Source organism: Collimonas humicola (genome assembly GCF_018304945.1).
GTDB lineage: Bacteria > Pseudomonadota > Gammaproteobacteria > Burkholderiales > Burkholderiaceae_D > Collimonas > Collimonas humicola.
The window spans coordinates 125,981-149,442 of the sequence record NZ_JAGQEE010000007.1; the positions used below are offsets into that span (position 1 = coordinate 125,981).

Annotated in this window: 23 protein-coding genes; 15 read left to right on the forward strand and 8 right to left on the reverse strand. The window is 60.5% G+C overall.

The features are described from left to right. Positions 1-7 precede the first annotated feature (7 nt). Positions 8-505, reverse strand: a complete 498-nt coding sequence (gene bamE / locus KHU30_RS19700) for an outer membrane protein assembly factor BamE domain-containing protein (protein ID WP_211444312.1) — start codon at positions 503-505, stop codon at positions 8-10. Positions 506-670: 165 nt separating this feature from the next. Between bamE and rpsO the strand changes: the two genes are divergently transcribed. Both rpsO and pnp read left to right on the forward strand, forming a co-directional pair. Further along, positions 671-940: a 30S ribosomal protein S15 gene (gene rpsO / locus KHU30_RS19705; RefSeq protein WP_014007042.1), complete on the forward strand. Its 270-nt coding sequence runs from the start codon at positions 671-673 to the stop codon at positions 938-940. Positions 941-1,305: 365 nt separating this feature from the next. After that, on the forward strand, positions 1,306-3,441 hold the full coding sequence (gene pnp / locus KHU30_RS19710) for a polyribonucleotide nucleotidyltransferase (RefSeq protein ID WP_211444313.1): 2,136 nt from the start codon (positions 1,306-1,308) through the stop codon (positions 3,439-3,441). A gap of 141 nt (positions 3,442-3,582) precedes the next feature. On the opposite strand, the gene KHU30_RS19715 is transcribed toward pnp, so the two are convergent. After that, complete coding sequence (locus KHU30_RS19715; protein ID WP_211444314.1) at positions 3,583-4,668, reverse strand: NAD(P)/FAD-dependent oxidoreductase; 1,086 nt, start codon at positions 4,666-4,668, stop codon at positions 3,583-3,585. A 207-nt stretch (positions 4,669-4,875) separates the two neighbouring features. Next, positions 4,876-5,199, reverse strand: coding sequence for a ferredoxin FdxA (gene fdxA, locus KHU30_RS19720; protein ID WP_211444493.1), 324 nt, complete (start codon positions 5,197-5,199; stop codon positions 4,876-4,878). Positions 5,200-5,512: 313 nt separating this feature from the next. Here fdxA and KHU30_RS19725 point away from each other — a divergent pair, with 313 nt between their 5' ends. The 4 genes from KHU30_RS19725 to KHU30_RS19740 all read left to right on the forward strand — a co-directional run bounded on the left by KHU30_RS19725 (position 5,513) and on the right by KHU30_RS19740 (position 10,321). Next, positions 5,513-6,451, forward strand: coding sequence for a cation diffusion facilitator family transporter (locus KHU30_RS19725; protein WP_211444315.1), 939 nt, complete (start codon positions 5,513-5,515; stop codon positions 6,449-6,451). A gap of 145 nt (positions 6,452-6,596) precedes the next feature. Beyond that, positions 6,597-7,793: a nicotinate phosphoribosyltransferase gene (pncB, locus tag KHU30_RS19730; RefSeq protein ID WP_211444494.1), complete on the forward strand. Its 1,197-nt coding sequence runs from the start codon at positions 6,597-6,599 to the stop codon at positions 7,791-7,793. Positions 7,794-7,877: 84 nt separating this feature from the next. After that, positions 7,878-9,287, forward strand: coding sequence for a sodium:proton antiporter (locus KHU30_RS19735; protein ID WP_211444316.1), 1,410 nt, complete (start codon positions 7,878-7,880; stop codon positions 9,285-9,287). Positions 9,288-9,310: 23 nt separating this feature from the next. Then, positions 9,311-10,321, forward strand: a complete 1,011-nt coding sequence (locus KHU30_RS19740) for a 2-hydroxyacid dehydrogenase (RefSeq protein ID WP_211444317.1) — start codon at positions 9,311-9,313, stop codon at positions 10,319-10,321. A gap of 72 nt (positions 10,322-10,393) precedes the next feature. On the opposite strand, the gene KHU30_RS19745 is transcribed toward KHU30_RS19740, so the two are convergent. The 3 genes from KHU30_RS19745 to KHU30_RS19755 are packed head-to-tail and all read right to left on the reverse strand — an operon-like array spanning position 10,394 to position 11,293. Beyond that, the gene (locus KHU30_RS19745; RefSeq protein WP_211444318.1) at positions 10,394-10,648 is read right to left on the reverse strand and encodes an acyl-CoA-binding protein; all 255 of its coding nucleotides are present in this window, start codon (positions 10,646-10,648) and stop codon (positions 10,394-10,396) included. Positions 10,649-10,682: 34 nt separating this feature from the next. Continuing rightward, positions 10,683-10,907, reverse strand: a complete 225-nt coding sequence (locus KHU30_RS19750) for a hypothetical protein (RefSeq protein WP_230411498.1) — start codon at positions 10,905-10,907, stop codon at positions 10,683-10,685. A gap of 29 nt (positions 10,908-10,936) precedes the next feature. After that, positions 10,937-11,293, reverse strand: coding sequence for an FKBP-type peptidyl-prolyl cis-trans isomerase (locus tag KHU30_RS19755; protein WP_211444319.1), 357 nt, complete (start codon positions 11,291-11,293; stop codon positions 10,937-10,939). Between the two features lie 254 nt (positions 11,294-11,547). Between KHU30_RS19755 and KHU30_RS19760 the strand changes: the two genes are divergently transcribed. The 6 genes from KHU30_RS19760 to KHU30_RS19785 all read left to right on the forward strand — a co-directional run bounded on the left by KHU30_RS19760 (position 11,548) and on the right by KHU30_RS19785 (position 18,747). Then, positions 11,548-12,558: a YVTN family beta-propeller repeat protein gene (locus KHU30_RS19760; protein ID WP_230411499.1), complete on the forward strand. Its 1,011-nt coding sequence runs from the start codon at positions 11,548-11,550 to the stop codon at positions 12,556-12,558. Then, positions 12,558-13,394, forward strand: coding sequence for a polysaccharide deacetylase family protein (locus KHU30_RS19765; RefSeq protein ID WP_211444321.1), 837 nt, complete (start codon positions 12,558-12,560; stop codon positions 13,392-13,394). Before KHU30_RS19760 ends, KHU30_RS19765 begins: the two co-directional genes overlap by 1 nt. 9 nt (positions 13,395-13,403) lie before the next feature. Then, entirely contained in the window at positions 13,404-14,390 is a 987-nt protein-coding gene (locus KHU30_RS19770; protein ID WP_211444322.1) for a sterol desaturase family protein, read from the forward strand. After that, entirely contained in the window at positions 14,390-15,262 is an 873-nt protein-coding gene (locus KHU30_RS19775; RefSeq protein WP_211444323.1) for an EI24 domain-containing protein, read from the forward strand. The genes KHU30_RS19770 and KHU30_RS19775 overlap by 1 nt, the downstream gene beginning before the upstream one ends. A 39-nt stretch (positions 15,263-15,301) precedes the next feature. Then, positions 15,302-16,102, forward strand: coding sequence for a competence/damage-inducible protein A (locus KHU30_RS19780; protein WP_211444324.1), 801 nt, complete (start codon positions 15,302-15,304; stop codon positions 16,100-16,102). A gap of 98 nt (positions 16,103-16,200) precedes the next feature. Further along, positions 16,201-18,747, forward strand: a complete 2,547-nt coding sequence (locus KHU30_RS19785) for a DUF349 domain-containing protein (RefSeq protein ID WP_211444325.1) — start codon at positions 16,201-16,203, stop codon at positions 18,745-18,747. Positions 18,748-18,878: 131 nt separating this feature from the next. Here the strand turns inward: KHU30_RS19785 and KHU30_RS19790 are convergent, their stop codons facing one another. Beyond that, positions 18,879-19,448: a phasin family protein gene (locus KHU30_RS19790; protein WP_211444326.1), complete on the reverse strand. Its 570-nt coding sequence runs from the start codon at positions 19,446-19,448 to the stop codon at positions 18,879-18,881. Between the two features lie 332 nt (positions 19,449-19,780). On the opposite strand from KHU30_RS19790, the gene KHU30_RS19795 reads away from it, so the two are divergent. Together KHU30_RS19795 and KHU30_RS19800 are read left to right on the forward strand one after the other, a co-directional pair. Then, complete coding sequence (locus KHU30_RS19795; protein WP_230427486.1) at positions 19,781-20,728, forward strand: histone deacetylase family protein; 948 nt, start codon at positions 19,781-19,783, stop codon at positions 20,726-20,728. A gap of 4 nt (positions 20,729-20,732) precedes the next feature. Then, positions 20,733-21,635 (forward strand): DMT family transporter, encoded by a 903-nt coding sequence (locus KHU30_RS19800; RefSeq protein ID WP_211444327.1) that lies wholly within the window; start codon positions 20,733-20,735, stop codon positions 21,633-21,635. 9 nt (positions 21,636-21,644) lie between these two features. Here KHU30_RS19800 and KHU30_RS19805 read toward each other — a convergent pair whose 3' ends face one another. Further along, positions 21,645-22,427, reverse strand: a complete 783-nt coding sequence (locus KHU30_RS19805; RefSeq protein WP_211444328.1) for a helix-turn-helix transcriptional regulator — start codon at positions 22,425-22,427, stop codon at positions 21,645-21,647. A 168-nt stretch (positions 22,428-22,595) separates the two neighbouring features. Here KHU30_RS19805 and KHU30_RS19810 point away from each other — a divergent pair, with 168 nt between their 5' ends. Further along, entirely contained in the window at positions 22,596-23,363 is a 768-nt protein-coding gene (locus tag KHU30_RS19810) for a class I SAM-dependent methyltransferase (RefSeq protein WP_211444329.1), read from the forward strand. Positions 23,364-23,462 lie beyond the last annotated feature (99 nt).

Genomic DNA, 23,462 nt, shown 5'->3' on the forward strand with positions numbered 1-23,462 from the left:
TGTAGCTCTACATGCCGAAGCGGGTATGCTCAAAGCGCGGATCGGGGCCGTTTTCCAGCTTGCGCACAATGCCGCTGTCGTCGAAATACACCGTCATTTCCGAGTTCCAGACGCCCGATTCCTTGTAGGCATAGTTCCAGCCGTTCAGCTTGACCCGGTCGTAGTAGACGGTTTCGAAAGGCTTGCCTATGGTGCGCAGCACATCGGCCTGGCTGAACTGGCCGACCTTGATGGTGGCGAATTTCTCCAGGGTCAGAACTTGCTCATAAGAAATCAATTTATGGTCAGGGCCGATTTTTGCCATGTATGTTGCCTGGCCGAACGGACCGCGCGCGTATTCCAATAGTACGTCATTGCCGTCTTGATAAGACCCCGTCGGCTTGCCCAGGCGCGCCAGCACCTGCGCTTCCGGCTCGCCCGGATTGACCGGCGGCGCCAGCAGCGAGGCGCAGCCGCCCAGGCTGAGCAGCAGGCCGGCTAACAGGGCGGGGTAGAGTTGCTTCATGGCTATGCTCCGAAATAGATTATTGTTGGTCCGACGCTAAGTATTTGAATCCGCAGGTTTTTTGCTATATACTGCGCGTCTGGTCAAGTTTGACCGGATTTTTTAATTGTTTGTTCACGGTGCATAGGGTTGCGTACTCTGTACACCGCTTGTGAAAGGTAAAGCATGACTATCGAAAAAACAGCCAAGGCCGCTATTATCACTGATAATGCGCGCGGTCAAAACGACACCGGCTCCCCGGAAGTGCAAGTTGCGCTGCTGACAGCCCGTATCAACGACCTGAACGGTCACTTCAAAGCCCACGCCAAGGATCACCATTCCCGCCGCGGCCTGATCATGATGGTTAACCGTCGTAAAAGCCTGCTGTCCTACCTCAAAGGTAAGGACCTGAACCGTTACCGCTCGCTGATCGAAAAACTCGGCTTGCGTAAGTAATAGTAAGTGCGCGACTCATCGTCGGCCGACGTTATTTTCTGCGACATCCTGTTTCGATATTTCGTGACGATGTCCTTGGTCCGTCGATAAGTTGAAAAAATGCCTGTATCAGTCTCTGATGCGGGCATTTTTGCTTTTGGCAGCAGCTTTTGTGCAGCTTATCTGCGCAAGTATCAAGAAGTTAGTTCTACGCAAGGAGACGGCAATTCATTGGCAAGAGCCTGCGATGAGTCGTCTGTGGTGAGGTGAACGACAGCGCCTGAAAATCTGTCGGCAAATAAACAATTGCGGGAAAGAGTTTTAAGAGTCGCAAGCGTCAGCTTGCGGCGAATTGCTCTGCCCCCAACTGATGAGAGGGATATATTGTGTTTAATAAAGTTACGAAGACATTCCAGTACGGACAACATCAAGTCACGCTGGAAACAGGCGAGATCGCTCGCCAAGCCTCCGGCGCAGTGCTGGTATCGATCGAAGATACCGTTGTGCTGGCTACCGTGGTGGCACGCAAAGATGCCAAGCCAGGTCAGGATTTTTTCCCTTTGACCGTTGATTACGTTGAAAAGACATACGCAGCTGGCCGTATCCCAGGCGGTTTCTTCAAGCGCGAAGGCCGTCCTTCCGAAAAAGAAACCCTGACATCGCGCCTGATCGATCGTCCGATCCGCCCGCTGTTCCCAGAAGGTTACCTGAATGAAGTGCAAGTCATCATTCACGTGTTGTCGGTCAATCCTGAAATCGATCCCGATATCGCTGCAATGATCGGCGCTTCGGCTGCCCTGTCGGTTGCCGGCATTCCTTTCGCCGGCCCGGTCGGCGCTGCACGCGTCGGTTATATCGACGGCCAGTACGTCTTGAACCCAACCACTTCGCAACTGACCAAGTCGGCCATGGACCTGGTGGTTGCCGGTACTGAAACCGCCGTGCTGATGGTGGAATCGGAAGCCAAGCAACTGTCGGAAGAAATCATGCTGGGCGCGGTTGTCTTCGGCCATGAGCAATCGAAGGCAGTGATCGATGCGATCCATGAACTGGTGCGCGACGGCGGCAAGCCTGAAGTCGAATGGAGCCCGGCGCCGAAGAACGACGCCTTGATCGCGCGCGTTGCGCATTTCGGCGAAGCCAAGCTGCGCGAAGCTTACCAGACCAAAGACAAGCAAGCCCGCACCACCAAGTTGAAAGACGCTTTTGCTGAAGTCAACACAGCACTGGCTGCTGAAGCTGCATCGATTGGCGCTGCCGCACCTGATTCTTCGGAAGTCAGCGGCATCCTGTTCGACCTGGAAGCCAAGATCGTCCGTTCGCAGATCCTCGAAGGCGAGCCGCGTATCGACGGCCGCGACACACGTACCGTGCGTCCGATCACGATCCGTACCGGCGTCCTGCCGCGTACCCACGGTTCGGCATTGTTCACCCGTGGCGAAACCCAAGCGCTGGTAGTCGCCACGCTGGGCACCGCACGCGACGAACAAAAGATCGACGCGCTGATGGGCGAGTACTCGGACCGCTTCATGCTGCATTACAACATGCCACCGTTCGCAACCGGCGAAACCGGCCGCGTCGGTACGCCAAAGCGCCGCGAAATCGGCCACGGCCGTCTGGCCAAGCGTGCTCTGCAAGCGGCGCTGCCGGCACCGGAAGATTTCAGCTACTCGGTGCGCCTGGTATCGGAAATCACCGAATCCAACGGTTCGTCGTCGATGGCTTCTGTCTGCGGCGGCTGCCTGGCGCTGATGGACGCAGGCGTGCCGATGCAGGCGCACGTTGCCGGCATCGCCATGGGCCTGATCAAGGAAGGCAGCAAGTTCGCCGTCCTGACCGACATCCTGGGCGATGAAGATCACCTCGGCGACATGGACTTTAAGGTAGCCGGCACCGCCAACGGTATCACTGCGTTGCAGATGGATATCAAGATCCAGGGCATCACCAAGGAAATCATGCAGGTCGCTCTGGCGCAAGCCAAGGAAGGCCGTATCCATATCCTGGGCAAGATGCAGGAAGCGGTACCGCACGGTAAGACCGAGCTGTCCGATTTTGCTCCACGCCTGATCACCATCAAGATCAATCCGGAAAAAATCCGTGACGTGATCGGCAAGGGCGGCGCTGTCATCCGCGCGTTGACCGAAGAAACCGGCACCCAGATCGATATCAGCGACGAAGGCGTCGTGACTATCGCTTCGGTGGATGCAGCTGCAGGCCAGGAAGCCAAGCGTCGCATCGAAGAACTGACGGCTTCGGTTGAAGTCGGCAAGGTCTACGAAGGCACTGTCCTGAAGCTGCTGGACTTCGGCGCAATCGTGCAAGTGTTGCCGGGCAAAGACGGTCTGCTGCACATCAGCCAGATCGCCAATGAGCGCGTCAATGCTGTCGCCGACTACCTGAAAGAAGGCCAGCAAGTGCGCGTCAAGGTTCTCGAGACCGATGACCGCGGCCGTCTGAAGCTGTCGATGAAGGCTGCCCAGTCTGACGAAGGCGGCGAAGCTGCTCCGGCTGCAGCGCAGTAATAATCTAGCTGCATGAAAAACGCCCGGGATGCTGATGCATCCCGGGCGTTTTTACGTTTACCCAGCCCCAGCAGCGAGGCGATAAAAAAGCCGCCCGAGAATCACTTCTCGGACGGCTTTTTATTTTATTGAGGCAGGTTTTTAATCGAACACCGGCGATTCCACGCCAAGGATCTTGTGCAGCTTCGGCGATGTGGTGGTGTACTGCATGTGGATCTTCTTGTCCGGGAAGATGTAAGGCGCGGCGCCGAAGGCGGCCAGCGCGGCTTCATGGAAGCCAGACAGGATCAGCTTCTTCTTGCCTGGGTAAGTGTTGATGTCGCCCACGGCAAAGATGCCCGGCACATTGGTTTCAAACTTCTCGGTGTCGACCACGCGCAGTTGCTTGCGCTCGATATCCAGGCCCCATTCGGCGATCGGGCCGAGTTTTGGCGACAGGCCGAAGAACACCAGCAGCGTGTCCAGCGGCAGGCGGCGGGTGACGCCGTCCGGGCCGGTGACCTTGATTTCGCTCAGCTTGCCGTCCTTGGCTTCATGGCCGGTGACCTGGCCGACCAGGAATTGCATTTCATAGGCCTCGCACAGCGCCTTCATCTTGGCCACCGAAGCAGGCGCCGCGCGGAATTCTTCGCGACGGTGCAGCAGCACTACCGATTCAGCCTTGCCGACCAGATCCAGCGCCCAGTCCAGCGCGGAGTCGCCGCCGCCGCAGATCACCAGGTTCTTGCCGTGGAACTGGGCCGGATCCTTGACGCGGTAGAACAGCTGCGTATTGTCATACTGGTCGATGCCGTCGACCTTGATGGTGCGCGGCTGGAACGAGCCGACGCCGGCGGCGATGAAGATGGTCTTGGTGATGAAGCGGGCGCCGGCCGAGGTTTCCAGGTCGAAGCGGTTGTCTTCACGGCGCGCCACCAGCGTGACTTCCTGGTTCAAGTGGAAAGTCGGCTCGAACGGCTCGATCTGCTTGAGCAGGTTGTCGGTCAGCTCCTGGCCGGTGCAGACCGGCACTGCGGGAATGTCGTAGATCGGCTTGTCCGGATACAGCTCCACGCACTGACCGCCGACGACCGGCAGCGAGTCGATGACGTGGGCCTTGATTTCCAGCAGGCCGAGTTCAAAGACCTGGAACAGGCCGACCGGACCGGCGCCGACGATGACGGCATCGGTTTCGATCACGCTGTTGGCAGAGGCGGGTGCGGGTGCAAGTTTGACGGTGGTATCCATACGACGATCTGATTCCTGTTTCAGTTGAGTCCCCCAAAACGCCGTGGCCGGAGTGCTTGCGATGGCTGCGACGGCGATTGGATGAAAGTTTCGCGTTGTTGTATCTGGGGCGATAGGTGCTGCGCTGTGGCTGGGGGCAATGGCCTGGCTTTATTGAAGAATTTGCGCTGCCGGCGTCCTGGCCGCCGAGGGCGGCCCAAGGCTGGCTTAACGTTGCAAAAATTCCAATTTATCTTTGACATCCTTCCATTCCTCGGCTTCGGCCAGAGGGGCGATGGTCTTGGTGATCGACGGCCAGTGGCGCGACAGGTCTTCATTGAGCTTGATGAAATGCTGCTGGTCCGCCGGCACATCTTCTTCAGCATAGATAGCGTTGACCGGACACTCGGCGACGCATACCGCGCAGTCGATGCACTCGTCAGGGTCGATCGACAGGAAATTCGGGCCTTGGCGGAAGCAATCAACCGGGCATACATCCACGCAGTCGGTATAGCGGCAGCGAATGCAAGATTCGGTCACAACGTGGGTCATAACAACAGTCCTATCTGTAAATAATGGTCTTGATGCGGGTCTTGAGGCGGCGTCTGGATAGTGTGGGGCCATGCTTGCCCTGCTATATATTTACCCAGTCGCAAAGCCTTGTATTTTAAGGTAATTCGGGTTTTCTCACAAACTGCTGTTATATAGAATCCATATAAGCAAATGTGAAATTCACATTAGCGGAAAATCTCCCGATTCCGTAGTTTTACCATATCCGGCGCAATGGCTTTCCAGCGAGGACGGATTGCTTGCATGAACTTGCCAAACTGGCTATCGTTACTGCCTTTGTTGCTACGGATTAATTATGTCATCTTCCCATGAAGGCTCCACCAAGGCCATCTTTTATGCCTTGGGCGCCAATGGCGGCATCGCGCTGGCGAAATTCGCCGCGGCCGTCTACACCGGTTCGGGGGCGATGCTGGCGGAGGCGATCCATTCGCTGGCTGACTGCACCAACCAGGTGTTCCTGCTGATCGGCCTGAAGGAAGCCAGGCGGCCCGCCAATGCCGCCCATCCCATGGGCTACGCGCGGGTCGTGTATTTTTGGGCGATGATGGTGGCCCTGCTGCTGTTTTTTGTCGGCGGCGCATTTTCAGTGATGGAAGGGATCGAGCACCTGAAGCATCCGCAGCCGATCAGCACTCCCTGGATCGCGCTCGGCGTGCTGGGCGTGTCGGTGGTGCTGGAGGCTTTCTCCCTGCGCGGCGCGCTGGTGGAAATCCGCAAGATTGCGCAGGGCAAGCCGTTCATGCAATGGTTCCGCGAAACCCGGCAGTCGGAACTGATGGTGGTGGCAGGGGAGGATATTGCCGCGCTGGCCGGGCTGGCGCTGGCCTTTGTCGCGGTTTCCCTGACCGTGATCACCGGCAATCCGCTATGGGATGCCTGCGGCACGATTGCGGTGGGCGTCTTGCTGATGATCGTCGCGGTGCTGGTGATCCGCGAAGTGAAAGCCATGGTCACCGGCGAGTCTGCAGCGCCCGAGGTGCATGCCGCCATCAAGGCGTACATCGAAGCCGATGCCGATGTCGCCGGCGTGCGCAACCTGATTTCCATGCAGTGGGGTGAGCAAGTCATGATCGCGGTGCAGGCCGTGATGCGGCCGCAGCCGTCCGACGTGGCGCTGGTGGACGCCATCAACCGTATCGAAGCCGGCATCCAGCAGCGCTGGCCGCAGGTGCATTGGTGCTTCTTCGAACCTGATCACGCGCTGCCGGCGCCGGACGCGGCGTCAGGCATATGAAAAATGTGCGCGAGCGCGGCAAGCTGGGGGCGCGCTATCACGGCGAATGCAATAAATAAGGCCGCTGCTGTAAGATGCGGAATCGGCGCAGGCCGCGCCTTGCGTGCACTGGCCACCTTTCATCACCGCCTTGTATCCAGACACCATGATCATTACTTCGCTGCTCGACACCGATCTGTATAAATTCACGATGATGCAGGTGGTCTTGCATCATTTCCCGGCGGCGGAAGTGGAGTATCGCTATAAATGCCGCAACCAGGGCGTCGACCTGCGGCCCTATGTCGATGAAATCCGCGACGAAATCGCGGGCCTGTGCCGTTTGCGCTTCCAGGAGCAGGAGCTGGCCTACCTCAGCAGCATGCGCTTCATCAAGAACGACTTCATCGATTTCCTCAGCCTGTTCCATCTGCAGCAGAAATACATCAGCGTGCAGCCGTCGGCGGCCGACAACGGCGAGATCGACATCACGGTCAAAGGCCCCTGGCTGCATACCATCCTGTTTGAAGTGCCGGTGCTGGCGATCGTCAACGAAGTGTATTTCCGCGCTACCCAGGCCGCGCCGGACCATGCGGAAGGGCGGCGCCGCCTGCAAAGCAAGATGGCGCTGATCCGCGACGATCCTGCCATGGCCGGCTGCAAGGTGGCAGACTACGGCACACGCCGGCGTTTTTCACGCAGCTGGCACGAAGAAGTGGTGCAGACACTGCAACGCGATTTTTCCCGGCACCTGGTCGGCACCTCCAATGTTTATTTCGCCATGAAATACGGCATGACGCCGCTCGGCACCATGGCCCATGAATACCTGCAGGCCTGCCAGTCGCTCGGCCCGCGGCTGCGCGATTCGCAGATCTACGGCTTTGAAATGTGGGCCAAGGAATACCGCGGCGATCTCGGCATCGCCTTGTCCGACGTCTACGGCATGGGCGCCTTCCTGCGCGACTTCGACCTGTATTTCTGCAAGCTGTTCGACGGCGCCCGCCACGATTCCGGCGACCCCTTCGAATGGGGCGAGCGCCTGATCAAGCATTACCAGGACAACCGGGTCGATCCCTCGACCAAGACACTGGTGTTTTCCGACAGCCTGGATTTCGCCAAGGTCAACGAGCTGTACCTGCGTTTCAAGGATCGCACCCGGGTCGCTTTCGGGGTCGGCACCAACCTGACCAACGATCTGGGCTATACACCCTTGCAAATCGTCATGAAGATGGTACGGTGCAATGGCCAGCCGGTGGCCAAGCTGTCCGATACGCCGTCCAAGAACATGTGCGACGACCAGCCTTACCTGAACTACCTGCGCCAGGTTTTCGAGATCGCGGAGCCGCTCAAGGCGGCCGGCCAATAGTGTTCGTTTGTTATTTATTCAACATCGGTTTCCGATTAAAATGGCCTGCGTTTTTTGTCCGTTCACCTCATCCGGAAGACTACATTGCATAAAAAAATACTTGCCGTCCTGATCGCTTGCCTTCCCGTCGCGGCGCAAGCCGCGGAACTCGACGGCGCCCAGCTGTCCGCCTGGTGGGGCGTGCCGTTCATGGGCCTGCTGCTGTCGATTGCGCTTGGCCCCTTGCTGGCGCCGGCGTTCTGGCACGATCATTTCGGCAAGATTGCAGTGGCCTGGTCGCTGGCTTTCCTGGTTCCCTGCGCGCTCGGCTTCGGCGTGCCGACCGCCGCCGCCGGCGTGGTGCATGCTTTCCTGGCGGAATATTTCCCCTTCATCATCCTGCTGACCGCCTTGTTCGTGGTGGCCGGCGGCATCTGCCTGCGCGGCCATTTGCGCGGCACGCCCGCCATGAATACCGGCCTTCTGGCGCTGGGCACCGTGCTGGCCAGCCTGATGGGCACCACCGGCGCCGCCATGCTGCTGATCCGGCCGGTGATCAACGCCAATGAAGACCGCAAGCACACGGTGCACATCGTCGTCTTCTTCATTTTCCTGGTGGCCAATGCCGGCGGCGCGCTGACGCCGCTGGGCGATCCGCCGCTGTTCCTGGGCTTCCTCAAGGGCGTGGATTTTTCCTGGACCTTCAAGAACATCTTCGGCCAGACCATGTTCATGTGGGGCACGCTGCTGGTGATTTTTTACCTGCTGGACAATTACTATTTCCGCACCAAGGGCGAGCAGCTGCCGCCCAAGCCGGACCCGTCCACGCCCGGCGTCAGGCTGCATTTCGAAGGCAAGTTCAATTTTGTCCTGCTGGCGGTAGTGGTGGGGCTGGTGCTGATGAGCGGCTTCTGGAAGCCGGGCGTCAGCTATGACATCTACGGCACCGTGGTCGAGCTGCAGAACCTGCTGCGCGACGGCCTGCTGCTGGTGGTGATCCTGCTGTCGCTGTGGCTGACGCCGAAGATCGCCCGCGAAGGCAATGACTTCACCTGGGGGCCGATCCTTGAAGTGGCCAAGCTGTTCGCCGGCATTTTTGTTACCATCGCGCCGGTGATCGCCATGCTGCGGGCCGGCGAGCTCGGTGCTTTCGGCATGGTGGTGCGCGCGGTCACCGGCGCCGATGGCCAACCCAACAACGCCATGTATTTCTGGGCTACCGGCGTCTTGTCGTCGTTCCTCGACAATGCGCCTACCTACCTGGTGTTCTTCAATACGGCTTCCGGCGATGCGGCCGAGCTGATGACCAAGCTGGCGGCGACGCTGGCGGCGATTTCCTGCGGCGCGGTATTCATGGGCGCCAACAGCTATATCGGCAATGCGCCTAACCTGATGGTCAAGGCGATTGCGGAGGAGCGCGGCATCAAGATGCCATCCTTCTTCGGCTACATGGCCTGGGCGTGCGTGGTGCTGCTGCCGCTGTTCGCGGTGATGACACTGATATTTTTCCGTTGAACCGAACTGACGTCGGATTGCAAATGAAACCAAAGATATTGATGGCGCGGGCAGTGTTCCCGGAAGTGATCGACAGATTGGCGCAGTACTTCGAGGTGGAGAGCAACCAGGAAGACCGCATCTTCAGCGCCGCCGAACTGGCTGAAAAGCTGCGGGACAAGGATGGCGTCATCGCCACCGCCAGCGAAGGCATATCGGCCGAACTGCTGCAGTCCAGCCCGCGCCTGAAGGCGGTCTGCAATCAAGCCGTCGGCTACAACAATATCGACGTGGCTGCAGCCACCAAGGCAGGGGTGATGGTCACCAACACGCCGGACGTCCTCAACGAAACCACGGCCGACTTCGGCTGGGCGCTGCTGATGGCGACTGCGCGCCGCGTCACCGAAGCCGAGCACTGGCTGCGCGCCGGCCACTGGAAGCAATGGCGCTACGACAGCTTCCTGGGCGCGGACGTGCATGGTGCAACGCTGGGCATCATCGGCATGGGCCGCATCGGCCAGGCGATTGCGCGGCGTTCGATGGGTTTCGACATGCAGGTGCTGTACCACAACCGTTCGCGCCTGGCGCCTGAGCTGGAAGCGCGCGCCAACCAGGCGCGCTACGTCAGCAAGGAGGAATTGCTGGGCGCCGCCGACCACGTGATCCTGGTGCTGCCGTATTCCAAAGAGTCGCACCACACCATCGGCAGCGCCGAACTGGCCATGATGAAACCGGGCGCGACCCTGGTCAACCTGGCGCGCGGCGGCATTGTCGACGACCTGGCGCTGATCGCCGCCTTGCGCGACAAGAGGATTGCCGCCGCCGGACTCGACGTGTTCGAGAACGAACCGGCATTGCATCCGGACTTCCTGGGCCTGTCGAATGTGGTGCTGACGCCGCATATCGCCAGCGCTTCGGAGCCGACGCGGCGCGCCATGGCTGATTGCGCGGCAGACAACCTGCTGGCGGCCTTGCTGCCGGATAAGGATAGGATGTATCCGCCCAACCTGCTCAATCCCGAAGTGCTGGGCAAGGTAACGCTGGCGAAGCCATAAAGTCCTTCAAAGCAAAAAAGGCGCGAAACAGAAATCTGTTTCGCGCCTTTCGTGCTTTTTGCGGAGCAGGACTTAGTCTTTCAAGCCTTCGACCAGGTCGACGTACTGCTGCTGCGCCGCTTCCTGGCTAGTGCCTTTCAGTTCGTTCCAGGCATCCCATTTGGCGCGGCCGACAAAGTCGGTCATGCCAGGGCGTTCGCCTTGCACGTCGCCGCTGCTGCCTTGCTTGAACAGCGCGTACATCTTCAGCATGGTCATGTTGTCAGGACGCTCGCTGAGTGTCTTGGAGTCGGCCTGGGCTTGTGCGAATTGAGCTTGGAGTGTCATAAGAATCTCGTCGGGATGAAGGGAGAAAATCGGATCAGTCGGGAGTGACGGCGTCGACCACGGCGGAGCCGGCTTTGACGCCGCCTTCCACCACGGTAGAGGCAACGCTGACAGCTGCGCTGCCGACGCTGACACCGGCGCTAACCACGCTGCCGGCCACGCTCACCACGGTGCAGCCGCCCAGCAGGGGCGCGGCCAGCAGCAGCGCTGCAATCCAGCGCGCCATCGGGGCGAGGTCAGGTGAATTGAAATGTTTCATCGGGCAGCAAGGTCAGGTTCTGGCCAGGCTTATACGCCCAGCAGTTCGACTTCAAAAATCAATGTGGCGTTTGGCGGAATCACGCCGCCGGCGCCGCGCGCGCCGTAGCCCAGCGCGGCCGGAATGATCAGCTTGCGCACGCCGCCGATTTTCATGCCTTGCACGCCTTCGTCCCAGCCCTTGATGACATGGCCGGCGCCCAGCGGAAACTCGAACGGGTCGCCGCGGTCCTTGCTGGAGTCGAATTTCTTGCCGGCGCTGCCGTCCGGATTCTGCAGCCAGCCGGTGTAATGCACGGTCACATGATTGCCGGCTTTTGCTTCAGCGCCGTCGCCAACGGTGATTTCCTCGTACTGCAGGCCGGAAACGGTAGTGGTGGTCGACATGGGAATCCTTTTCAAATGAGGTAAAGTTGTAAAATGATTAAATTTTGCGGATTGCTTTATCCGCAAAAAGCAACCGGGCGCAATCGAAGCGCCTGTGGTTCGTCAGGTAGTGCAGTGTAAACGAAAATCCGGCCGGCAAGCGGTGTCCGCAGGCAATCTAGTGGGATGCCTCGCTATGGCGGTAAAGTCATTTAAATCTATAGGTGTCATTCATGCGCGGTAAAATGCTTCCTTTTGCTTCTCAGAGTTTAGTCATGTCCGTTTTTGTACGTCGTTCCATGGTCGCCGCTTGCGGTTTGTTGACAGCATTTTCCACTTTCGCGGCAACACCGCCGGCCGCTGCGCCGCAAGCATCGGCCGCCGGCAATACAGTGGTCATCCTGAATTCGCGCGACGCTACCATCACTTTGCTGGACCAGGCGACCTACAAGGAAATCGGTACTTTCCCGGTTGGCAAGGAGCCGCACCACCTGATGCCGACGCCGGACAACAAATCGCTGATCGTGGCTGCGGCCACAGGCAATTCGCTGCTGTTCCTGGACCCGAAAAGCGGCCAGATCCAGAGCCAGGTCAAAGACATCGTCGATCCTTACCAGATCGGCTTTTCGCCCAACCAGAAATGGTTCATCGCCAACGGCCTGCGCCTCGACCGCATCGATATCTACGGTTACGACGGCAAAAACCTGAAGATCGCAAAACGCCTGCCGCTGCCGTCCATGCCCAGCCATATGGCGTTCACGGCGGACAGTTCGCTGGCCTTCATCAGCCTGCAGGGCAGCGATGAACTGGCGGCGGTCGACCTCGCCACGCAAAAAGTCAAATGGACCATGCCGGTCGGCAAGCAGCCGGCCGGCGTCTACATGACGCCAGATAACAAATACCTGCTGGTGGGCGTGATGGGCAGCGACTATGTCGCCGTGATCGACTGGCGCACCCAGAAGATCGTCAAGAAGATCAAGACCGGCGACGGCGCCCACAATTTCCGTCCGCAGGGCGACAACCGCCATATTTTCGTTTCCAACCGCGTCGCCGGCACTATCAATGTGCTGGATTTGAGCACGCTGGAAAACGTCGGCAGCATCAGTGTCCCGGGCGGTCCGGACTGCATGGAAATCACGGCTGACGGCAAGACCATGTGGGTCACCCAGCGCTGGGTCAAGAAGGTGTCGGTGGTGGACCTGGCGACGCGCAAGGTGATCAAGTCGATTCCGGTGGGCCGTTCGCCGCACGGCATCTATTTCAACAACCGCGCTTCGGAACTGTGATGCGTTTCCTGTCTCTGGTCAAACCTGGCCTGGCCGCCGCGGCGGCGCTGGCGGCCGGCCTGGCACCGGCGCAGCCGGCGACGCCACAGCAGGCCTGCGGCGCCGGCACCATCTACCTGACCTTCGACACCGGCAGCCAGTCGCAAGCCCAGTACATTGCCCAGACCTTGCGCCGGCATCATATCAAGGCCACGTTTTTCATGGCCAATGAAAAGACCGTGAACGGCGATTACACACTGGATCCGTCCTGGGCGCCGTTCTGGAAATCGCTGGTGGCCGACGGCCACGCATTCGGCAGCCATACCTTCGACCACGTCTACGCCAAGCGCGACCTGCCTGAAGGCAAGATCGAAGTGAAGCCGCAATTCGGCGCCAATGCCGGCAAGCTGGCGGCCTGGAGCCCTCAGCAATACTGCGACGAGATCAAGCGCGTCGACCAGCGTTTCTACGAACTGACCGGTAGCCATGTCGACCATTTCTGGCGCACCCCGGGCGGCCACACCACGCCGCATACGCTGGCGGCAGGAGGGGCTTGCGGCTACAAGCATGTGGCCTGGGCCGACGCCGGTTTTTCCGGCGACGAACTGCCCAGCGACAAATGGCCGAACCAGATGCTGCTGGAACGCGCGCTGAAGAACCTGCGCGACGGCGATATCGTCATGGCCCATCTGGGGATCTGGTCGCGCAAGGATCCGTGGGCGCCGGCGGTGCTGGAACCCTTGATCAGCGGCCTGGAGAAAAAAGGCTTTTGTTTCGCCACCCTGCGCGACAACCCGGAGTACCTGCAGGGACAGGCGGACAAGCTGCATCGGCGCGGACTGAACGGCAAAGGCTAGCGACAAATCATGACCGATACCTTGATAAACTGGTTTGCCGCCGTCCAGGCCTGGCTGTTCGAGACCGTGGTGCAGCCGCTGATGTTCCATGCCGGCCTCAGCGAATACCTGGAAGATGCCTTCGATGGCACCGAATGGTTCCTGATCGGCGTCTGCGAGCTGATCCTCCTGTTCCTCATCCTGCGGCCGCTGGAAGCCTGGATCCCGGTGCATGCCTTCAACGACAGGCGCGCGCGCTGGATCGATTTCCTCTATACCGTGCTGTACCGCCTCGGCGCCTTTTCGGTGCTGGTGTTTTTCCTGATCGATCCTTTGATGGCCAAGGCCACCGAGCTGCTGCACCTGGAAGGGATCAATCCCATCAACCTGGAAAACCTGCTGCCCGGGATCAGCGACAAGCCGCTGATCACTTTCCTGCTCTATCTGCTGGTGCTGGACCTGTGCGAATACTGGTACCACCGCGCGCAGCACAGCTTCGGCTGGCTGTGGGGCTTGCACAGCCTGCATCACAGCCAGCAGGACTTGAACCTGTGGAGCGACGACCGCAATCACCTGCTCGACGGCGTGATCCATGACGTCGTCATGGCGCTGGTGGCGCTGGCCATCGGCGTCGAACCGGCGCAATACGTATTGCTGGTGTCGGTCACGCGCATGCTGCAAAGCCTGCAGCATGCCAACGTGCGTATCCATTTCGGCCGGCTGGGCGATGCGCTGCTGGTGTCGCCGCGCTTTCACCGCTGGCACCATGCCATCGGCATCGGCCACGAAAGCAAGGGCAAGGGAACGCTGGGCGGCCATAATTTCGGCGTGCTTTTTTCATTCTGGGATATCTTGTTTCGCAGCGCCCATTTCGGCAAGAGCTTCGAGCATACCGGCATCCGCGACCAGCTTGCGACGGCCGGCAGGCCGGCGCGCGACTACGGCAACGGTTTCTGGTCGCAGCAATGGCTGGGCTTGAAGCGCATGGTTGAATTTTCCAGAAAGGGGTCACGCTGATGCGCCCGGTACTGGTTGCCTTCGGCCGGGCGCTGCTGTCGCAGCTGCACTACCGCATGCTGATGCTGACCTTGTTGCCGTTCGTGTTGTCGGTGCTGCTGTGGGGGTTGGCGCTGTGGTGGGGTTTGCAGCCGATGATCGATTGGCTGCAAAAGAACTATTTTGCCGGCAACGACGGCCTCGGCATCGCCAGCTATATCCCGGCCTGGCTTGGCCTGGGCGTGCTCAAGACGGTCATCATTCCCTGGCTGGCGCTGTGGGCCTTGCTGCCGCTGATGATCTTGACCGCCTTGCTGTTCGTCGGCGCCTTCGCCTTGCCGGCGACCGCGCGCCACATCGGCCGCCGCCACTTCGCCGCTCTTGAAATGCGCAAGGGCGGTTCGCTGCTCGGCAGCATCTGGATCTCCTTGTCGGCCTTCGTCATTTTCTGCGTGCTGTGGCTGCTGACCTTGCCCTTGTGGCTGATCCCGCCGTTCGCCTTCCTGATCCCGCTGGTGCTGTGGGGCTGGCTGACTTACCGCGTGTTCGCCTATGAAGCGCTGGCCGCGCATGCCGACAAGGATGAGCTGCGGGCGATCCTGAAGATCCACCGCTGGCCCTTGCTGCTGATCGGCGTCATCACCGGCGCGCTTGGCGCCGCGCCTACCATGCTGTGGCTGGGCGGTGCACTGTGGCTGGTGGTGTTCCCCTTGCTGGCGGCCGGCTCGATCTGGCTGTATGTGCTGGTATTCGTATTCACCGGCCTCTGGTTTGAGTATTATTGCCTGGCCGCACTGGCGAAATATCGGGCAGCGTCCGAGGCTGCTATCATTATGGCTAAGCGCGATGACGGGCAGGCGATTCATCAACTGTCCGATACTTCGCAGCGTTAAAGGTTTTTGTCATAATTTCATTCATCCTCAGGGATCCCCATGGCAATCGGACTTATCATCATCGGCGACGAAATCCTGTCAGGCAGGCGAGTCGATAAACACTTTCCGAAAATACTGGAAATGCTCACGGCGCGCGGTTTGACGCTGAGCTGGGCCGAATACATAGGGGACGATCCGGCGCGCATCACCGCCACCCTGAAACGCACGCTGGACAGCGACGACATCGTATTTTGCACCGGCGGCATCGGCGCCACGCCGGACGACCACACCCGCCAATGCGCCGCCGCCGCGCTGGGCGTGCCGCTGGTATTGCATCCTGAAGCACGCGAAAAAATCCGCGAGCGCATCGCCGACACCGCGCGCGATGCCGGCGTCACGCTGGATTACGATACGCCCGACAACCTGCACCGGCTGAAGATGGGTGAATTCCCGCAGGGCGCCGACATCATTCCTAATCCTTTCAACAAAATCCCGGGTTTTACTATCCGCCACCAGGGCGCCGGTGCGCATCATTTCGCCCCGGGCTTTCCGGTCATGGCCTGGCCGATGTTCGAATGGGTGCTGGATACCTATTACGCCGACCAGTTCCATAAGAATCCGCAGCTGGAACAATCGGTGCTCGTGTTCGAAGCCATGGAGTCGACGCTGACGCCGCTGATGGAAGCGATTGAAGCGGAGTTTCCCCTGGTGAAAGTATTCAGCCTGCCGCATGTGGGCGAGGGCGGCGTGCGCCGCCACATCGATCTCGGCGTCAAGGGCGAGCCGGTGCAGAGCGCGGCGGCGTTCGCCAAGATGCTGGCCGGACTCGACCAGTTGAAAGCCGAATACCGTCCCGCTTAAGTTGCCCGGTAAATAATTCCTCCAATTCCTTCACCTAAACCACTGTGTAAAGCCGTTAGCGATTAACGGCGATCTGCACCCATCTGATTGAAAATCACATGTTCGGATTTCTTTTCAAGCGCACAGAGCGTGCCGCGCCCCAGCCCGCAGTTGCTCCTCAAACCGCGCTGCGCGCGGAAGCCAAGCAGGTTTCGGATCAGGCCCGGCAGCAAGCGCTGCAGCAGGCGCAAGCCTTGAGCGATGAGGCAGCCGCAGTGGCCTTCATCTTGCAATCGACGTTTGCCGACGCCCGCCTGGCGGCGGCGCAGCTGGTGCAGTCGCCGCCGGCGCTGGAGCAAGTGCTGCAAGCCTGCCGCAACACCGACCGCCGTGTCGCCAAATTGATGCAGGCGCGGCTGGACAGCGTGCGCCAGCAGCAAGCTATCGCCGGCAAGGCGGCTGCCTGCATCGTTCAGGCCCAGCATTTGCAGCAAGAGCGGCAACTGATGCCGAACCAGGTGGCGGAGCTGGACCGCAGCTGGGAAGGCAAGGATGTGCCGCCCGATTTGTTGCAGCAATTTACGCAGTTGCGGGCCGCGCTGGCCGAGCGGCTGAGCGCGCAAGCGGTGTTGCAGCACGATGCCCTCGGTTTGCTGAGCCAGGTGCGCGCCATGCATCTGCAAGCCAAGGCCGGCCTGACCGATGCAGCCCCGGCGGCGCTGGATGCACTGGAGGCGCAGATGGCAAGTTGCATCAGTCATTCCGAGGCTTTGACCTTGCCGCGTCACCTGGCAAGCGATTTTGCCCAGGAAGCGCAGGCCCTGCGCAAGCTGCTGCAGGATCTGCAGCAACATCAGGCGGCGCTGCAGGCGCGCAATGAACTGCTATCCAACTGGGAAGCCGCGACCGACGCACTGCAGCCGGAAGCGTTGAAAAGCGCATGGTCCGCCTTGCCAAAATTGCCGGCGGCCTTGCTGGACGATGGCCTGGAGCAACGTTACCAGGTATTGCTGAAACAGCATGCTCCGGTGGTCGTGCACAAGCCGCAAAAGATTCAGTCCGAAGCTAAAGTTGCCGAGGCTGGCGAGCGTCCGCAAATCGCAGAAGCGCTGGATGGCCTGGAAAAAGCACTGGAAGACGGCGCGCTGCAGCAGGCAGTGGATTTTGACAAGGCCCTGCGGGCGATGGATTTCAAGCAGCACAAGCCAAGCGCCGCCCAGGCTAGCCGCCTGGCGCAGGCCCGTGGCGAACTGACTCGCTTGCAAGGCTGGGCGCGCTGGGGCGGCAACGTTTCGCGCGAAGAGTTGACCAAGGCAGCGCTGGAGCTGCCGGCGCAGGAACTGGCGCCGGCGGAACTGGCAAAGAAGATCGGCAGCTTGCGGGCGCGCTGGAAATCGCTGGATGTCAGCTCCGGTTCGGCGCCCAAGGCCTTGTGGGAAGGTTTCGACGCTGCCTGCACCGCAGCCTATGCGCCGGTGGCTGCGCATTTCCAGCAGCAGGCTGAACAGCGCCAGGCCAACCAGGTCAACGCCCGCGCCTTGATCGACGAGGTCCGGCAGTATGCGCAAAGCGCGCTGGCGACCGATGCGGCAGGCGCAGCGCCGGACTGGAAAATCATTGCCCAGTTCTGCCAGCAAAAGCAGCAGGCCTGGAAAACCCTGGGGCCGATCAACCGCAGCGAGAAAAAATCGCTGGACGGCGCTTTTGCCGCCGCGCTGCAAAGCTTGCAGGGGCCGCTGGCGGAACAGCAAGGGATCGAAGTCGGCCGCCGGGAAAAACTGATCACCGAAGCCGCGCAGTTGCCGGCCAACCAGCGCGACACAGCGGATCGCGTAAAGGAATTGCAGGCGCGCTGGCAGGAGCAGGCCAAGGCCTTGCCCTTGCCGCGCCAGGAAGAGCAGGAACTGTGGCTGCGTTTCCGCAGCGCCTGCGACGCCATCTTTGCCCAGCGCAAGGAAGCGGCCTCCAGCGCCGATGCCGAGCGGCGCGACAATCTGCGGCTGCGTGAAGAGCAATGCGCAGCGCTGGAAGCCGCCGTGGCCGAGCCCGCGGCCGGATTGGCGAAAATAGTGCAGCAGGCCCAGCAAGACTGGAACCGCGGCGGCCAGGTGCCGCGTGCGGCCGAGGCGCAAATCGATGCACGCTTCCAGGCCGCCGTAGCGGCAGCGCAGGCGATACTCGAACAGAACCGGCGCCAGGCAGCACTGGCGCAAGCCGATGCCTTGCGCGGCAAACTGGCCCTGTGCCAGAAAATTGAAACGGCAATCGCCGGCAGCGGCGCCAGTGAAAGCCCTGGCGAGTCCGACTGGCGCGGCGAGTGGCAAGCGCTGCCGGCGCTGGTTCCGGCATTTGAAAAAATCCTCGCTGCCCGCTTTGAACGTGCCATGCAAAACGACAGCGGCTATGCTGCCAGGCTGGAAGCCGGCCGTCCGCTGCTGCAACAGGAGCTGCTGCGCGCCGAAATCATGGCCGGCAGCGACAGCCCGCCAGCGCTGTCGCGCGAGCGCCTGCAGTTGCAGGTGGAAGTCTTGCAAGCGTCGCTCAAGGCCGGCGGCGCCGCGAAAAATATCGAACAGCAGCTGTTGCATATCTGCGACTTGCCGGCTTTGATGGACGACGCCGCGCTGCTGCGCCTGCTGAAACTGGTCGCCCTGGCCAAAGCGTGATGCCGGCCCGGATCGCACAATGCGTCCGGGCAAAAAAATACCCCGGCGATCCGGGGTAAGTAACGATACCAGCGTTGCAGGTACCGAGGAGACCAGAAGCCGGCACGCGCTAGCGCGCCGGCAAAGAAGAATTACTTCTTGGCGGTAGTACGGGCAACGCTCTTGGTAGCAGCTTGCGACAGTTGGTCGACTGCGTTGTTGACGTTGGTTTCCAGTGTTTCGACAGCTTGCTTGGTGCTCTTGGCAAACTGTTCGTAACCGGCGTTGGCGCTGCCGATTGCCGATTTGACGAAAGCAACTGCGCCTTCTGCGCCAGGAGGAACCGATTTCGACGCCTGGTCAACGAATTCGATGACTTTACGCTTGGTTTCCGCAACCTGGGCTTCAGCAGCCTTGGCCAGTTCGGCTTGGGTGCTGGAAGCGATGCTGGCGAAATGACGGCCGTAAGCGATGGCTTTTTCAGTGTTTGGCTGGGCCAGCGCTGCGCTCAGCGAGAAGAATTCCTGTGGGTCTTTAGCCGCAAACAGTTTCTGGGTAGTAGCGTTCGAATCTTCCAGCGAAGCCTTGGCGGCGTTCAGGTTGAGGTCGATCAGTTTTTCCACGCCGGCAAATGCCTTGTTAGTGAAATCGGTGAACAGCGCCAGATTAGCTTCGAAATTGGCTTTGGTAGCGGCTGAAAATTGTTCTGCAACGGTAGACATGGCTTCTCCTAGGATTCGATACGGTAAAAAAACGAAATTGGTAGGGCAACTAAGGGTGGCTAATCGCTAGCCGTTGATTACGTCTGCCAGTACATTCAATACGCATTGTGCGACGCAACAATTTGATTGTAAATTATTCTGAAACCGTGTCAAGCGAATTTTTGTGCGCTGCAATATAAATGTGAGATTATTTAAGACTAAGCTTATGAAAAGCGCTTGTTTAAGCCGTTTTTGCTTATTTATTTGTCATGTCGACTGTCAAATTTACCAGTAATGCCTGTCACATTTACCAGTGTTAGACTGTTGTTTTATTGCACCTCGTCAGGCCTGCCTTGAAAGCCTTCTACAGCGATCATTTCGTCCTGCCCCTGCCGGCCGGCCATCGCTTCCCCATGCAGAAATACCGGCTGATCCACGAAGGCGCGCTGGCGACCGTCGCCGGCATCGACTTTCACGAAGCGCCCAGCGCCAGCGACGGCGTGCTGGCGCTGGCGCATCATCCGCGCTATATCGCCGAGGTCAGCAGCGGCACGCTGGCGGACAGCGTGCAGAAAGCCATCGGTTTTCCCTGGACGCCCCAGATGGTGGAGCGTTCCAGGCGTTCCGCCGGCGCCACCATCGCCGCCTGCCGCGCAGCGCTGGCCGGGCCGGAACCGGTCGCGGTCAACCTGGCGGGCGGCACCCATCACGCCTTTGCCGACCAGGGCGCCGGCTTCTGCGTCTTCAACGATGCCGCCGTCGCTGCCAGGCTGATGCAGGCGGAGCGGCGGGTACAGCGGGTCGCTATCGTCGACCTGGACGTCCATCAGGGCAACGGCACAGCGTCCATCCTGGCGCGCGACGACTCCATCTTTACCTTGTCGCTGCATGGCGCCCGCAACTATCCGTTCAGCAAGGAGCAGAGCGATCTCGATGTCGCGCTGGAGGATGGCACCGGCGACGAGGCCTACCTGGATGCCTTGCAGGGCGCGCTGGCAACCATGCTGGCGCGCTTTTCGCCGCAGCTGATCATTTTCCTGGCGGGCGCCGATCCGCACGAGGGCGACCGGCTGGGCCGGCTGAAGCTCAGCTTCGATGGCCTGGCCCGGCGCGACGCCATGGTGCTGGAGACCGCCGGCCGTCTGTCGATACCGGTGGCGATCAGCATGGCCGGAGGCTACGGCAAGAATATACAAGACACGGTAGCGGTACACCTGCAAACTATCGCACTGGCGGCAAGCTTTGCCAAAGACTTCGCTCTGCAGCGCCCGGCTGCGGCGCCGCTCACCCAACCCGGATAATTCCATGTCTTCAGCCAGTTCCTCGCCGGCGGCGCCTGTCGCCCATCCTTTGCTCGCGGCCATGCCGATGGTGTTCGTGGTGCTGTGGAGCACCGGTTTCATCGTCGCCAAGTTCGGCTTGCCGTATGCGCCGCCGCTGACGTTCTTGCTGCTGCGCTTCGGCGGTGTGCTGCTGGTGCTGCTGCCTTTGGTGCTGTTGATGCGGGCTCCCTGGCCGCGTGGAAAAATTGCGCATATCGCGTTCGCGGGGATCTTGCTGCAGGGCGGCTACCTGGCGGGCGTCTGGTGCGCCATCAAGCTGGGCATGCCGGCTGGCCTGTCGGCGCTGATCGTCGGCATGCAGCCGATCCTGACGGCGTTCGCCGCGCCTTTGATCGGCGAATCGGTCAGGCCGCGCCAATGGCTGGGCCTGGTGCTGGGGATTTGCGGAGTAGGGTTGGTGGTGGCCGCCAAGATCACCCTGGTCGGCCTGTCCTGGACCAGCATCGGCTTATGCCTGATGGCGCTGCTGTCGATGACGGCCGGCACCCTGTACCAGAAGCGCCACTGTCCGCATTTCGATCTGCGCAGCGGCACCGTCATCCAGTTTGCCGCCTCGGTCGCGGTGCTGCTGCCATTTGCCATGTTCTATGAGCACCTGACGCCGGCGCTGGATACGGTGCAATGGACGCCGCGCTTCATCGGCGCCTTGCTGTGGTCGATCTTCGCCTTGTCGATCGGCGCCATCTTCCTGCTGTTCGCCCTGATACGCAAAAGCGCGGCCACCAGCGTCACCAGCTTGCTCTACCTGACGCCGCCCACCACGGCGCTGATGGCCTGGCTGATGTTCGGCGAAGTCTTCAACCTGCTGGGCATCGCCGGCATGGTAGTGGCGATACTGGGCGTGGTCTTTGTCATGAAAAAATAAGCGCGGCCGTCAGACCGGCAGCAGCATCACCAGCTTCAGTTCAGGCCGGGTGGCGACCCGCAGGTTGACCTGGCGGTAAGCCAGCCGGCCTAGCGTCGGATGGGTGAAGCGGCGCTCGCCGCCTTCCTTTTCCACCACATCGTGCAGATTCCAGGCGCGCTGGAACGCCGCGCTGGCGCTGCTCAGGCGCGCCACCAGCCGGGCAATTTCCGGGTCGTCCAGATACATGCCGCAATCGGCGCGGAACTCCGCCGCCAGGCGGCTGGCGCGCTGCTCCCAATCGCTGATCAGGAGTGCCGCCTGCGGTGCGCAGTAGGTATATTCGAGCAGGTTCCTGCAGCTGTCTTTCTGGTCCAGCCAGCCGACGAACAAGGTCTTGGCGGCGCGGTTCCAGGCGACCGCGTTCCAGTGGCGGTCAAGCAGATAGGCCGGCGTCTTGATGCTGCCGGTGACGGCCAGGATTTCATCGGGAATGTCCGCGGCCTGCGGATCCTGCGCCTGCGGATCTTTTTTGCCGGACAGTTCAAACAGATAAGCACGCTTGGCGCGCGACAAGTGCAAGGCTTCAGCGATCCTTGCCAATGCGGCTGCCGAAACCGAGACGGTGCGCCCCTGTTCGATCCAGGTGTACCAGGTGACGCTGATATCGCACAGCTGCGCGACTTCTTCGCGCCGCAGGCCGGGCGTGCGGCGGCGGGTGCTGCCGCCCAGCCGCAGTTCGGCTGCCGAGAGCTGGGTGCGCTGGGTCTTGATGAATTCGCCCATTGCCTTGCGTTTGCCTGCTTCATCCATGGCGCGGCTTATCCTGTTGGTGGAGGTAATAGTATAAGCACTAGACTTGTAACAGGATACGGAATAATTACACTGATGGCTCGCCTACAGTCCTGGCCGCAGAATCCAAGCTGCGGCCAGGGCTCGGGTTTGTATGAACGCCCGTTACCCATTTCTGAGGAGAAGCTTATGAGCACTGTACGTAATCACGACAAGGTGGTGTCGGAACAATTCGGCAGCACTGCCGCCGCCTACCTGAGCAGCACCGTCCACGCCCAGGGCGCCGATCTGCAGCAGCTGGCGGCTTACGCCAAGCAGTTCCACCAGGGCAAGGCGCTGGACGTCGGCTGCGGCGCCGGGCACGCGGCGTTCGCCATGGCGCCGCATATCGGCACCGTGATCGCCTACGACCTGGCGGCGGAAATGCTGGAGGTGGTGCAGGGCGCTGCCGCCGAGCGCGGCCTGGGCAACCTGCATGTGCAGCAGGGCAGCGCAGACCAGCTGCCATTTGCCGACGCTTCTTTCGAGCTGGTCTGCACCCGCTACAGCGCGCATCACTGGAAAGACTTGCCGCGGGCGCTGGCCGAGATGGCGCGGGTATTGAAGCCGGGCGGCAAATGCATCGTGATCGATACGGTGTCGCCGGAAGATATCCTGAGCGATACCTATTTGCAGTCGATAGAGCTGCTGCGTGACGCTTCGCACGTGCGTAACCGCAGCGTCCCGGCCTGGCGTCAGCTGCTGGCCGACGCCGGTCTGCGGCCGGCAGCCGGCCAGAGCTGGAAGCTGCCGTTGCAGTTCGATGCCTGGGTCGCCCGCATGCGCACTCCGCCGGAGCGGGTGGCTGCGATCAAGTCCTTGTGGGGCAGCGCGCCGTCGGAAGTGTCGGCTTACTTCGACCTGCGGCAGGATTATTCATTTAATATCGATGCAGCCCTTATCGAATGTTACAAATAGTCCTATGCTAAAGAAAATGTCTGGCCGTCGAGTTGCGGTAAAATCTAGCTCGCAAATCGTCGCCCAGACATCGAAAGTCGTTTAATTTAGTGCGCTAAC

What these genes read in the sequence shown, in the direction of transcription:
- KHU30_RS19740 (WP_211444317.1), top strand. Translation starts at nt 9,311, where the DNA reads ATGAAACCAAAGATATTGATGGCGCGGGCAGTGTTCCCGGAAGTGATC.
- KHU30_RS19765 (WP_211444321.1), top strand. Translation starts at nt 12,558, where the DNA reads ATGCGTTTCCTGTCTCTGGTCAAACCTGGCCTGGCCGCCGCGGCGGCG.
- KHU30_RS19800 (WP_211444327.1), top strand. Translation starts at nt 20,733, where the DNA reads ATGTCTTCAGCCAGTTCCTCGCCGGCGGCGCCTGTCGCCCATCCTTTG.
- KHU30_RS19750 (WP_230411498.1), bottom strand. Translation starts at nt 10,907, where the DNA reads ATGAAACATTTCAATTCACCTGACCTCGCCCCGATGGCGCGCTGGATT.
- KHU30_RS19725 (WP_211444315.1), top strand. Translation starts at nt 5,513, where the DNA reads ATGTCATCTTCCCATGAAGGCTCCACCAAGGCCATCTTTTATGCCTTG.
- KHU30_RS19805 (WP_211444328.1), bottom strand. Translation starts at nt 22,427, where the DNA reads ATGGATGAAGCAGGCAAACGCAAGGCAATGGGCGAATTCATCAAGACC.
- pncB (WP_211444494.1), top strand. Translation starts at nt 6,597, where the DNA reads ATGATCATTACTTCGCTGCTCGACACCGATCTGTATAAATTCACGATG.
- KHU30_RS19770 (WP_211444322.1), top strand. Translation starts at nt 13,404, where the DNA reads ATGACCGATACCTTGATAAACTGGTTTGCCGCCGTCCAGGCCTGGCTG.
- KHU30_RS19760 (WP_230411499.1), top strand. Translation starts at nt 11,548, where the DNA reads ATGTCCGTTTTTGTACGTCGTTCCATGGTCGCCGCTTGCGGTTTGTTG.
- KHU30_RS19780 (WP_211444324.1), top strand. Translation starts at nt 15,302, where the DNA reads ATGGCAATCGGACTTATCATCATCGGCGACGAAATCCTGTCAGGCAGG.
- KHU30_RS19810 (WP_211444329.1), top strand. Translation starts at nt 22,596, where the DNA reads ATGAGCACTGTACGTAATCACGACAAGGTGGTGTCGGAACAATTCGGC.
- fdxA (WP_211444493.1), bottom strand. Translation starts at nt 5,199, where the DNA reads ATGACCCACGTTGTGACCGAATCTTGCATTCGCTGCCGCTATACCGAC.
- rpsO (WP_014007042.1), top strand. Translation starts at nt 671, where the DNA reads ATGACTATCGAAAAAACAGCCAAGGCCGCTATTATCACTGATAATGCG.
- KHU30_RS19785 (WP_211444325.1), top strand. Translation starts at nt 16,201, where the DNA reads ATGTTCGGATTTCTTTTCAAGCGCACAGAGCGTGCCGCGCCCCAGCCC.
- KHU30_RS19715 (WP_211444314.1), bottom strand. Translation starts at nt 4,668, where the DNA reads ATGGATACCACCGTCAAACTTGCACCCGCACCCGCCTCTGCCAACAGC.
- bamE (WP_211444312.1), bottom strand. Translation starts at nt 505, where the DNA reads ATGAAGCAACTCTACCCCGCCCTGTTAGCCGGCCTGCTGCTCAGCCTG.
- KHU30_RS19790 (WP_211444326.1), bottom strand. Translation starts at nt 19,448, where the DNA reads ATGTCTACCGTTGCAGAACAATTTTCAGCCGCTACCAAAGCCAATTTC.
- KHU30_RS19755 (WP_211444319.1), bottom strand. Translation starts at nt 11,293, where the DNA reads ATGTCGACCACCACTACCGTTTCCGGCCTGCAGTACGAGGAAATCACC.
- KHU30_RS19745 (WP_211444318.1), bottom strand. Translation starts at nt 10,648, where the DNA reads ATGACACTCCAAGCTCAATTCGCACAAGCCCAGGCCGACTCCAAGACA.
- KHU30_RS19775 (WP_211444323.1), top strand. Translation starts at nt 14,390, where the DNA reads ATGCGCCCGGTACTGGTTGCCTTCGGCCGGGCGCTGCTGTCGCAGCTG.